Consider the following 11,001-nt stretch of genomic DNA (forward strand, 5'->3'; position numbering starts at 1 on the left):
CGGCCTGTAAGCCGGATTCTGTCCTCACCCGGAGGTGAGGGGCGGTCATCCATCTGGGACGCGCATTGCTGCGCGCCTCGTGCGACCTACCCGCTGACATCGGACGAGCAGCCCGTCAGCGCAGGCACCACTCCGCCGAAGCGGTGTGGGCCCTCTTGGTCTTGCTCCTGGTGGGGTTTACCTAGCCGCCCCGGTCACCCGGAGCGCTGGTGAGCTCTTACCTCACCGTTTCACCCTTACCCGCACCACCAGATCCGAAGAACTGGGGCCGCTGGCGGTCTGATTTCTGTGGCACTGTCCCGCACGTCGCCGTGGGTGGCTGTTGGCCACCACCTTGCTCTGTGGAGTCCGGACTTTCCTCGACGCACCTTCGTGGTGACAGGGTCCGCCGCGACCGCCCGGCCAACTCATTCGAGTCGATCGTAGCCGTCAGATAGGCTCCACGTCCGCCCGGACGAGGAGCTTGGGTTCATGTATGCGGTTCTGTTGAGCGCCGTGCTGGTGTTCGTCGCCGAGCTCGGCGACAAGAGTCAGCTGATGTCGATGACGTTCGCGACCCGATACCGGGCTCGCACCGTCATCCTCGGAGCCGGGCTGGCGTGCGCCGCCATCAACCTCGTCTCGGCCCTGGCCGGCGACGTCATCGGCGACGCACTCCCCCGTGACGCAGTGCGCATCGCAGGCGGTGTGCTGTTCCTCCTCTTCGCCGTCCTGGCCCTGCGTGAGTCGCAACAGGACGAGGAGCCCAGGCCGCGAGAGCGGGGTGGACGGGCTGTACTCGTCGTGGCCACCGCCTTCGTCCTCGCGGAGCTCGGGGACAAGACGATGCTCGCCACGATGACCCTCGCGACGCAGTACCACTGGGTGCTGGTCTGGATCGGGAGCACGATCGGGATGCTGGTGTCCATCGTGTTGGCCGTGCTGGTCGGCCGCACCCTGCTGAAGGTCGTGCCCCTCCGGTTCGTGCACCTGATCTCGGCCGCGCTGTTCGCAGCCGTCGGGGTGTGGCTCCTGGTCGGATAGGTTCGCCGCGTGAGCCACGACTTCTTCTCGTTGACGGCCATCGTCGGGTTCCTCGTCGCCATGATGATTCTCGCGCGGGCGTGCGCGGACGAGGGTCTGTTCGAGGCGTGGGGGGCCGTGGTCGCGCGATCGACAATCGCGGCACCGGTGCGACGGCTCGTCTTCGCCGTCGTGCTGGCAGCTGTGGTGACCGCAGCGCTCACCCTCCACGCGACCGCATTGCTGCTCGCACCCGTGCTCCTGCTCGCGGCCCGGAGAGCCCGGCGAGCCACCGCCCTGGCCGCGGTGCGCGTCGCCAACACCGGGTCGATCCTGCTTCCGGTCTCCAACATCACCAACCTGCTGGCGTTCGCGGCGACCGGGCTCGCCTTCGTCCAGTTCGCCTGGCTGATGCTTCCGGCCTGGGCGGTCGGGGTGGCCGCCGAGCTCGCGGTCGTGCGCTTTTGGTTCCGACGCGACCTGGCCGACGATCCGGCCCCTGACGTCGTCGAGGCGCCGTCCGTGCCGCTGTTCCCGTCCGCGGTCGTCGTCGTGGTGGTGCTCGGTCTGGCGAGCGGGGCCGAGCTCTGGGTGCCGGCAGCCGCCGGGGCGATCCTTCTCGGTGGATACGCCCTCGTCCGGGGCACCACCACGTGGCGGGACCTCTACGAGGCGGCGAACCTCCCGCTCGCGGCCCTCGTGCTGGTGTGGGCGTTGGTGGTCGTGTGGCTGGGCGGCACCCAAGCGGCCGATGGCATCGACGACTACGTCCCCTCCGGTGACGGACTCGTCGCGCTCGTGGTGACGGCGCTCGTCGCGATGGTCGCCGCCAACCTGATCAACAACATGCCGGCCGCACTGCTCCTGCTCCCGGTCGCGGCTGCGGCCGGTCCGGTGAACGTGCTGGCCCTGCTCATCGGTCTCAACGTCGGAGCCAATCTGACGGCCATCGGCTCGCTCGCCAACCTGCTCTGGCGTCGATCCATTCCCAGGGACGTCGCGTCGTGGTTCACGTTTCATGCGGCTGGCCTGGTCACCACGCCGGTCGTCGTCGTCCTGTGCACCACGGCGCTCTGGGGCTGGACGTCGCTGGTGCGCTGAGGCAGCGATTACGTCTCGGCCACACCCTGACCGGCGACTAGTCTCGGACAAGAGCAATCGCAGGACAAGGAAGAGGCAACGACATGAGATCACCACGAGGATTCTCCGGCGCCATCGCCTTGCTGCTCGTCATCCCAACCGCAGCCGTCTTCAGCGTCGCATTCGGCGATGAAGAGGTCGGCTTGCACTTCGTGCTGGCTGCTGGCGCCTTCCTGCTCGCGTCCGCAATGTTCGATTTCAACGTGCCCAAGCCCATCAATCAGCTGGCCTGCGTCAGCACAGCACTCCTCGGCGGTATCTTCCTGCTGCAAGCCATCAGCCCGCTGACGTCCAACGACGGCTTTCACGATTTCGCCTACATCACCCTGGGCCAGTGGCTCGAAGGGACCCTCACGCTCGCCTTCGTCGCCTGGTGCTTCGTCATGTTGCTATCTGACTCGAAGGGCAGGTCGCGCCTGCTCGGTCTGGCGACGGTGCCGTTGCTGCTCGTCTACGCCGCAGCGTTGTGGGCGTCCAACCTGGCGGACGTGCCCAAACCGCCGGAGGTTCTCAAGCTCCTCTTCCTGCCTGTGTTCGTCTGGCTGCTGCTCGAGAGCCGGAAGCCTGCCGATGAGCCGACCGTCATGAACGTGTCGGCCGAGAAGACATAGTCGGGCACGACCGGGAGCTCGACCACCACCGTTGGTGCGCTGAGCCGCGAAGACGCTGGGTAGGCTCGCCCGGTGCTCATCCTGCTGCCTCCGTCCGAGGGCAAGACTCCCCCGGCGACCGGCCAGCCGCTGGAGCTCGATTCCCTCGCACTACCGGGACTCAATCCGACGCGCGAGCGACTCCTCCGGACCTTGATGACCGTCTGTCAGAGCAACCGGACGCGAGCGATGAAGCGGCTGGGTCTCGGCCCCACCCAGGCCGACACCGTCGAGCGCAACGCCAGGCTGCTGGACGAACCGACGTCGCGTGCAGATGAGGTCTACACCGGCGTGTTGTACGCCGCATGGGACCCGCCGACGCTTTCTGACCCGGCACGGAAGCGGTCCGACGAGCACGTCGCGATCGTCAGCGCTCTGTTCGGGCTGGTCCGACCCGGCGACCGCATCCCGGCGTACCGCTTGTCCGGCACGGTGTCACTGCCCCGACTGGGAACCGTCGCCGGGGTGTGGCGCGCCCGACTCGGCCCCGCGCTCGAAGAACTGGTCGACGACGGTCTGCTGGTCGATCTCCGGTCAGGCACCTACGTCAATCTGCACGAGCCGACCGGCGACCTCGCCGCCCGCACCGCCAAGATCCGCGTCCTCCACGAGCACGGCGGCACCCGCAAGGTCGTCAGCCACTTCAACAAGGCGACAAAGGGCCGGCTCGTGCGTGGGCTGCTCGAGAGCGACGCACACCCGAACTCCGTCGGAGAACTGCGTGAGGCGTTGAGCGATCACGGGTGGACCGTCGAGCGCGACGCCAACCGGCTCGACGTCGTGGTTGCCCAGCTGTGAACCGGACTCCCTAATCCGGCACGACCGAGAACTCGACCACCACCGGCCATCCGTCGGACCACCACTGGATGGTGGTGACCGATGCCGGTGCGAGCTCGAACCGGTGGATGACCGTCATGTCGGCATCGAGGGCCGACCGAAGCATCATCTTGATCGGCGTGACATGGGTGACCAGCACCACGGTCTGGCCCTCGTACTTGCTCAGCAGTCGCGCGCGGGCGTCGTCGACCCGCTCGAACACCGCCTCCAGGGACTCGCCGCCGGGAGGAGCGACCGCCGGGGAGTCCAGCCACGACTGAATGTGGTCGGGCCAGCGCTCCATGATGTCGAGGAAGTTGTAACCGTCCCAGTCGCCGAAGCCCGCCTCGGCGAATCCCGGCTCGATCTGCACCTCGAGGTCGAGCTCGGCCGCCAGGACGTCGGCCGTCTCCCGGGTGCGTCGCAACGGTGAGGACACGATCGCGTCGATCGGTCCACGCTTGGTCAACCGAGCCGCGGCTCGATGGGCCTGCTCGCGACCGAGATCGGTGAGACCGGGGTCGTCGCCGCCCAGGCCGCTGAACACCTTGTTGACCGTGTGCTCGGTGACTCCGTGCCGGAGCATGATCACGGTGGTCGGCTTCTCCTGGGTGCGCATGCGCCAGGTGGCGCTGAGACGCTCGAAGGTCGACTCCTCCTGGTCCGGCTGGGCCACGCCGACCCGGAGGACGGAGCCCGTCGCGGAGTCGAGCGCCTCGTTGACCAGGGCGTCCGCCGCTTTGTTGGACTCCCTGGGCACCCAGGTCCACGTGACGTCGCCCGACACCAGCCGCTGAGCCTGCAGCGCCAGCGGCTTCATGTCGGCGTGCTTGATCTTCCACCGTCCGGCCATCTGCTCGACGACCAGCTTGGAGTCCATCCGCACCTCGACCTCGGCGTCCGGGGCGTGCTCGCGCACGAGCTCCAGCCCTGCGATGAGGCCGCGGTACTCCGCAACGTTGTTGGTGGCGATGCCGATGGACTCGCCCCGCTCGGCGATCACCTCGCCGGTGTCGGCATCGCGCACCAGAGCCCCGTAGGCCGCCGGGCCGGGATTGCCGCGAGAACCTCCGTCGGCCTCGATGATGACGCGACGACTCACAGCAAGCCACCTCGGAACCTGGAGGTGTCCGCACTGGTTGCGCTAGGGCGGGGTCCCCGCGGAAGCGCGAGCTTTGCGAGCGGTTCCGTGGGGTGCCTCACAGGCCGGACTCGGCGGTGCGCACGAGGATGCGGCTGCACTCGGGGCAGCGGAGCACCTCGTCGTCGGGCTTGGCCGCGATCTCGCGGAGGTCGGCCCCGTTGAGCTCGAGCCGGCAACCCTCGCAGCGTCGCGCACGAAGGACAGCCGCGGCCAGGCCGCCATACTGCTCGCGCACCTTGCTGTAGAGCGAGAGCAGGTCTTCCGGAACCTGTGCGAGGACCTCCTCCCGCTCGTTCGCAGCGGTCGCTGCCTGGGCGTCGATGGCCTCGATCGCGGAGTCACGGGCCGTGGTGACGTGTTCGAGATCCACCTTGACGGCATCGAGATCGGCGGTGACCGAGTTGAGCCGGTTCTGGGCCTCCTCGAGCTGCTCCATGACCTCGAGCTCGTCATCCTCCAGGGTGGAGATACGGCGCTCCAACGCACCGAGCTCGTGCTGGAGACTGGCGAGATCCTTCGGGTTGGTGATCGCGCCGGAACTGAGCCTGTCCTCGTCGCGAGCACGGCGCGCCTTGACCTGCTCGACCTCGGCATCGGCCTTGGCCTGGGCTCGGGTGAGGTCGGAGACCGCGGTGTCTGCCTCGATACGCTGTCCGTCAAGCTCTTCGGACTGTTTCTCGAGCTCGGCGATGCGCGCGTGCTCGGGCAGGGACGTACGGCGGTGGTCGAGCTGAGCGAGCGCGGAGTCCTTGGCCTGCAGGTCGAGCAGGGTCAGCTGGGCGGACGGTTCGGCTTTCAGCGGGTGCTCCTCGTGCTCGGGGTGACCACATGGGTCCACGGGTCGGTGACGATCGTCGACACTCTCGTCTCCACCGTATCTCCACACCGTGCCGCGACCTCGCTCGATGCGACCGGCAGCCATGTCCACTCCGCGGCCCAGTGCGGCACGTCGATGACGGCGCACGCACCTGGACGCTCCCGGTGCTCGCTGACCGGATGGTGTCGCAGGTCGGAGGTCACGAAGACGTCGGCGCCCGCGGCGTCGGCTGCACCGAGCAGAAAGTCGCCGGAACCTCCGCACAGGGCAACCGTCCGCACCTCGACGTCGAGGTCACCGGCCACCCGAGTGGCGCTGGCGTGCTCCGGGAGACGTTGCGTGACGTGCGCGGCGAAGTCGCCGAGGCGCATCGCTTCGGGCAGGACGCCGATGCGCCCGCTCCCCCGATCGGACGCCCGTTCCGCGGTGTCGAGCACGTCGTACACGACCTCCTCGTACGGATGGACCGCCAACAAAGCAGCTCGCACGGACTCGCGAATGCCGGTTTCGGCCACCATCTCCACGCGTGTCTCGGCGACCTGCTCGACCTCGCCGATCCGACCGATGGCGGGATCGGCTCCGTCGAGCGGCCGGAACGAACCCGTGCCCGAGGTCAGGAACATCGCGTGGTCGTAGTCGCCGATTGCTCCCGCACCGGCTCCGTGCATGGCCGCGGTGACCTGCTCGACGTCGTCGTCGGGCACGAACACCACCCACTTGTCGATGGGTTCTGCAGGGTCGGGTTCGAGGGGCTGGATGTCGGTGAGTCCGAGTGCCAGTGCCAACGACTCGGAGACGCCCAGGGGTGGGCCGTCGGCGTTGGTGTGGCAGGTGTGCAGGGCGACGCCATGGGAGATGAGGTCGTGCACCACACGCCCCTTGGGGGACGACGCGGCGACTGACGTGACACCGGAGAGATAGAGCGGATGGTGCGTGACGATGAGATCGGCACCCCAGGCGACGGCCTCGTCGACGACCGCCTGGACCGGATCGACCGCGAACAGGATTCGCGTCACCTGGGCCTTCGGATCGCCGACCACCGTGCCCACGGCATCCCAGTCGTCCGCCCACCGCGGATCGTAGAGCTCGTCAAGGACGGCGACAACGTCGCCCAGCGCAGGCATGGGCCGAGCCTAATGGGACGGGCTCAACCCCACTAGGGAACCGCACTAGGCAACGGCGGCGAGCGTGAACGGAAGCGCACAGTGTCACGCGTTCCGGGCTGGCCGCGTGACCTGAGGGTTCCGGGCTCGTTGGGCACAACGACCGCACCGGCCACTCCCGGGAGACCACCGCCATGCGACGTGCCATGACGATAGCCGCGGTGGCTGCCGCCGCCTCAGCGGCCTTGCTGCTGCCCACAACCGCCCACGCCCACGACGACGGCGGGGACGAACCCTCGGCCACCCGGGAGCTGCAGGTCGCCGACAGCGGAGCCGGCACCGAGATGTCACCAGTCGCCAACCTGCAGTACGACGACACCGGCGCCGCCCAGGCCGGGTCGGACATCGAGTTTCTCAAGGTCGGACGGCGTGAGTACGCCCTCGCCGGGACCCTGCGCAAGGGCCTCCAGATCGTCGACATCACCGACCCCACGGCGCCGCGCATCGCCGCCGTCTACGACTGCCAGATCAGCCAGGGCGACATCCAGGTGTGGAAGAACGGCACCCGGATCCTGGCCTCGTACACCGCCGACGGCACGTTCGGCACGGCCGGCGCCTCGTCCCAGTGCGCGAAGGATCTGGGTCTGGACGCGAATTCCTCCGGGACCGTGATCGTCGACCTCACCGACCCGACCGCACCGAAGTCGGTCAGCTTCGCGTCCGTCCCGCGCGGGTCACACAACATGACGATCCACCCCAGCGGCAAGTACCTCTACAACTCCAACTCCGACCTCATCACCAGTACTAGCCCGACGATCACCATTTACGACGTGTCGGTGCCGGAGTCGCCGCGCAAGGTGCAGGACTTCCCGATCCCGTTCGTCCCAGCCTCGCTCGGCTCGGAGTCGCACGACATCACGTTCAACGAGGCAGGCACCCGGGCCTACTCGGCCGCGCTTTCGCAGACGCTGGTGCTGGACACAACGAGCCCGGAGCAGCCGAAGATCGTCGGCGAGATCGTCGACCCATCGATCAACGTCTCGCACGGGTCCGACCCGATCACCCTCACCCGGGCGGACGGCACCCAGCGCGACGTCCTCGTCGTCACCGACGAGCGGGCCGGCGCGGCCGGCAGCGCCGAGTGCCCGGGTGGCGGTCTGCACGTCTACGACGTGACTGGTTCCAACGAGCGTGACCCGAAGAAGCTCGGCACCTGGTTCATCCCTGTGGTGCAGCCGCAGGCCGGCACCCGATGCACCTCGCACGTGCTGCGCATCTACCCCGACCAGGAGATGCTCACGATCGGGTGGTACGGCCAGGGTGTCCGCGTCCTGGACATCTCCGGGCTCGCCGACGTGCAGGGCTCGCCGACCACGGTCGCGATCGGCGACGGCGTAGGGATGCGCGAAGTCGGCAACTATGTGTTCCCGGACGGCGACACCTGGTCGTTCAAGACCAACCGGATCGCAGCTGACGGCTCGTTCTACGGCTACGGCAACGATCTGACCCGTGGTTTCGACGTCTATCGCTTCTCCGGGGCCGGGCTGTCGGTCCCGCCGCTGGAGCCGACCGACATGCGGTCCCGAGGCGGCGGCAAGGACCGGCCGCGAGGACCGGTGCCCGCGGAGGGCGCGGTGGCGCTGTTGGCCACGCCGTTCCTCGCCGCGGCGGCGGTCTCGCTCCGGCGACGCTTCAGGTGAGGCGAGACGGAGCGGGTCGCCGGCACCGGTGACCCGCTCCGCTGCCACTAGGCAACGGCGCCGAGCGCGAACGGAAGCACGGAGTCGGCCCCGTTCTGTCGAAGCTCGCGCGTGGCGACCGTGACGGTCCATCTGCTGTCGATCAGGTCGTCGACGAGCAGTACCGGTCCCTGGGTCCCCCTCAGTGCGGCAGCCAGTTCAGGACCGACCGAGAACCGGCCCCACACCCCGGCGAGACGATAGGCGCTGTTGCCACCACTGCTGTCGGCCGGCGCGCCCTCTGACAGATCGAGCTGGCCGAGCACCGGTAGCCGCCCGAGACGAGCGATGCCCGCAGCGAGGGATCCGACCAGCTGCGGCCGCGCGACCGACGGAACGGCGACGACGCCGACCGGACGCTCGGCCCAGTCCCAGTCGCTGAGCACGCGAACGCAGCCACCGAGCAGGTCGTCACTGACCGGACCGTCTGGCGCTCCGGCGGCGAAAAGCTCCCTGAGAACGCCGCCCCATCCGAGATCGGTCAGCCGGGCGACGACCCGGCCGGCGTCCGGCCTCTCGCCGGTGGCGATGCGGCCGGAAACGGCCTTCCCACCGGCCTCGACGCCGAGCCGGCCGGCCCCTTGGGGCCACTGGGCGCGTGGCTCGACCAGGACACCTACGCGATCGAGAGCACTGGTGGCCGCCTCGACCGCATCGCTTGCGGCGGACGATGGGTACCACGGACCAGCACACACATCGCAGCGTCCGCACGCTGCGGCGGTCGGGTCGTCGAGCTCGCGCTGGAGCAGCTCCATGCGACAGGTTTCGCCGCGCTCGTAGGCCAGCATCGACTGCTGCTCGGCGCGGCGGGACTCGGCGATCCGCTCGTAGCGTTCCTCGTCGTAGGTCCATGGCTGTCCGGTGCTGACCCAGCCTCCTTGGACACGCCGCACCGATCCGTCGACGTCGAGCACCTTGAGAAGCAGCTCGAGTGGAGTGCGGCGGATGTCCACCCTCGCCTCCAGCGCGGGTGTCGACAACGGCTCGTCGCCCAACGCGTTCAGCACGGCGGAAGCCTTGCTGGGGCTGGGCATCGATGCCGTGGCGAAGTAGTGCCAGATGTCGGCATCCTCGTGGCCGGGCATCAGCAGGACGTCGGCGTTGTCGGTGGCGCGTCCGGCCCGGCCGACCTGTTGGTAGTACGCGACCGGCGACGACGGCGCACCGAGATGGACGACGAAGCCGAGGTTGGGCTTGTCGAAGCCCATGCCGAGCGCGCTGGTGGCCACCAGGGCCTTGAGATCGTCGTTCTTGAGAGCCTCCTCGAGCTGGATCCGCTCGTCGGGGTCGGTGCGACCGGTGTAGGAGCGGACTCTGTGACCCGCTTCGGCCAGGAACCGCGCGGTGTCCTCGGCGCCGGAGACGGTCAGGGTGTAGATGATGCCGCTGCCCGGCAGGTCGGAGAGGTGGCTGAGCAACCACCCGAGGCGCTCCCGAGAGGTGGGCAGGGTCAAGGATCCGAGTCGCAGGGACGAACGCGCCAACGAACCACGCAGGGTCAGGACTTCGTTCGAGCTTTCGCCGGTGCCGAGCTGCTCGGCCACGTCGGTGACGACCCTCGCGTTGGCAGTGGCCGTCGTGGCGAGCACCGGGACGCCGTCTGGCATCGACGCGATGAGGTCGGCCAGCCGGCGGTAATCGGGCCGGAAGTCGTGTCCCCAGTCGGAGATGCAGTGGGCCTCGTCGATGACGAGCAGTCCCATCCGCTCGCGCAGTACAGGCAGCTGCTCCTCGCGGAAGCGAGGGTTGGTGAGCCGCTCGGGCGAGACGAGCAGGACGTCGACGTCGTCGGCCGCCAGTCGTGCACGGACGTCGTCCCACTCGTGGGCGTTGGCCGAGTTGATCGCGACGGCCCGAACTCCGGCCCGTTCCGCCGCGGCCACCTGATCGCGCATGAGGGCGATGAGTGGCGACACCAGCAGGGTCGGGCCGGCACCCTGTTGCCGGAGCAACGACGTGGCGATGAAGTAGACCGCCGACTTGCCCCACCCGGTGCGCTGCACGACGAGCGCGCGCCGGCGATCGTCGACCAGCGCGCTGATGGCTTCGAGCTGGCCCTCGTGGAAGACGGCATCGGGCAGTCCGGTCAGACGTCGCAGAGCGTCAAGCGCATGGGTCTCGGTGTCGGCGGCGACGGTAGGAGTGCACATGCCGTCACACTGTCAGGCTACGTCGACAAGTGCGGCCAAGGGTGGCTTCGACCTTGCTGAAGGCGGCGAAGGGTCACGCCATGTGAGCGTGTGACTCGACGACTCGTCCGTTGGGCATGCGCCAACGATGCCGACCGTGAGTCCCTACGTCTGTGTCGACGACACCAAGGGTCTTCATCCGGTGGTGTCTTCGGCAGAGGCTCCACAGGTTGGCGCCCGTGGTCGGGCCGCCGGGATGTGGCTTCTTGTGATCCTTGTCGGCGTCGACCGCGGATCTGTTGCAGGTGGGGAACACACAGACGCCATCGATGAGCTCAAGCGTCCGGCCGAGCGCCTCTGTCGGGAATGCGCCGAGCTCGGTGACGTCGAGCACGCCGCCGAACGGGTCGGTGACGATCCGCGAGACTCCCCCACTCGCTGGCGCTCGCGGGAGGTACCCC

At 68.6% G+C, this 11,001-nt stretch carries 10 protein-coding genes and 1 other RNA gene; 5 read left to right on the plus strand and 6 right to left on the minus strand.

What is annotated here, in order from left to right; translation table 11 throughout:
* Positions 1-410, minus strand: an RNA gene (rnpB, locus tag ACRDPN_RS00115) — RNase P RNA component class A; the annotation flags it as partial.
* Between the two features lie 61 nt (positions 411-471).
* On the opposite strand from rnpB, the gene ACRDPN_RS00120 reads away from it, so the two are divergent.
* The 4 genes from ACRDPN_RS00120 to ACRDPN_RS00135 all read left to right on the plus strand — a co-directional run bounded on the left by ACRDPN_RS00120 (position 472) and on the right by ACRDPN_RS00135 (position 3,590).
* Positions 472-1,023, plus strand: coding sequence for a TMEM165/GDT1 family protein (locus ACRDPN_RS00120; protein WP_431445276.1), 552 nt, complete (start codon positions 472-474; stop codon positions 1,021-1,023).
* A gap of 9 nt (positions 1,024-1,032) precedes the next feature.
* A complete protein-coding gene (locus tag ACRDPN_RS00125) occupies positions 1,033-2,103 on the plus strand; it encodes an SLC13 family permease (protein WP_431445277.1) in 1,071 nt (356 codons plus the stop codon).
* A 119-nt stretch (positions 2,104-2,222) separates the two neighbouring features.
* A complete protein-coding gene (locus ACRDPN_RS00130) occupies positions 2,223-2,753 on the plus strand; it encodes a hypothetical protein (RefSeq protein WP_431445278.1) in 531 nt (176 codons plus the stop codon).
* Between the two features lie 72 nt (positions 2,754-2,825).
* Positions 2,826-3,590 carry a YaaA family protein gene (locus ACRDPN_RS00135; RefSeq protein ID WP_431445279.1) on the plus strand — a complete coding sequence of 255 codons (765 nt, stop codon included), beginning with the start codon at positions 2,826-2,828 and terminating at the stop codon, positions 3,588-3,590.
* 10 nt (positions 3,591-3,600) lie between these two features.
* On the opposite strand, the gene ACRDPN_RS00140 is transcribed toward ACRDPN_RS00135, so the two are convergent.
* The 3 genes from ACRDPN_RS00140 to ACRDPN_RS00150 all read right to left on the minus strand — a co-directional run bounded on the left by ACRDPN_RS00140 (position 3,601) and on the right by ACRDPN_RS00150 (position 6,693).
* A complete protein-coding gene (locus ACRDPN_RS00140; protein WP_431445280.1) occupies positions 3,601-4,710 on the minus strand; it encodes a bifunctional RNase H/acid phosphatase in 1,110 nt (369 codons plus the stop codon).
* A gap of 97 nt (positions 4,711-4,807) precedes the next feature.
* Positions 4,808-5,590 carry a zinc ribbon domain-containing protein gene (locus ACRDPN_RS00145; protein ID WP_431445281.1) on the minus strand — a complete coding sequence of 261 codons (783 nt, stop codon included), beginning with the start codon at positions 5,588-5,590 and terminating at the stop codon, positions 4,808-4,810.
* Complete coding sequence (locus ACRDPN_RS00150) at positions 5,548-6,693, minus strand: Nif3-like dinuclear metal center hexameric protein (RefSeq protein WP_431445282.1); 1,146 nt, start codon at positions 6,691-6,693, stop codon at positions 5,548-5,550. The genes ACRDPN_RS00145 and ACRDPN_RS00150 overlap by 43 nt, the downstream gene beginning before the upstream one ends.
* Positions 6,694-6,878: 185 nt before the next feature.
* Here ACRDPN_RS00150 and ACRDPN_RS00155 point away from each other — a divergent pair, with 185 nt between their 5' ends.
* Positions 6,879-8,372: an LVIVD repeat-containing protein gene (locus ACRDPN_RS00155; RefSeq protein ID WP_431445283.1), complete on the plus strand. Its 1,494-nt coding sequence runs from the start codon at positions 6,879-6,881 to the stop codon at positions 8,370-8,372.
* Positions 8,373-8,419: 47 nt separating this feature from the next.
* Here ACRDPN_RS00155 and ACRDPN_RS00160 read toward each other — a convergent pair whose 3' ends face one another.
* Positions 8,420-10,561 (minus strand): RecQ family ATP-dependent DNA helicase, encoded by a 2,142-nt coding sequence (locus ACRDPN_RS00160; protein ID WP_431445284.1) that lies wholly within the window; start codon positions 10,559-10,561, stop codon positions 8,420-8,422.
* Positions 10,562-10,634: 73 nt separating this feature from the next.
* Positions 10,635-11,001: HNH endonuclease signature motif containing protein (locus ACRDPN_RS00165; protein WP_431445285.1), on the minus strand; the 367-nt coding region annotated here is incomplete at its 5' end.

The organism is Aeromicrobium sp., from assembly GCF_050700635.1.
Lineage (GTDB): Bacteria > Actinomycetota > Actinomycetes > Propionibacteriales > Nocardioidaceae > Aeromicrobium.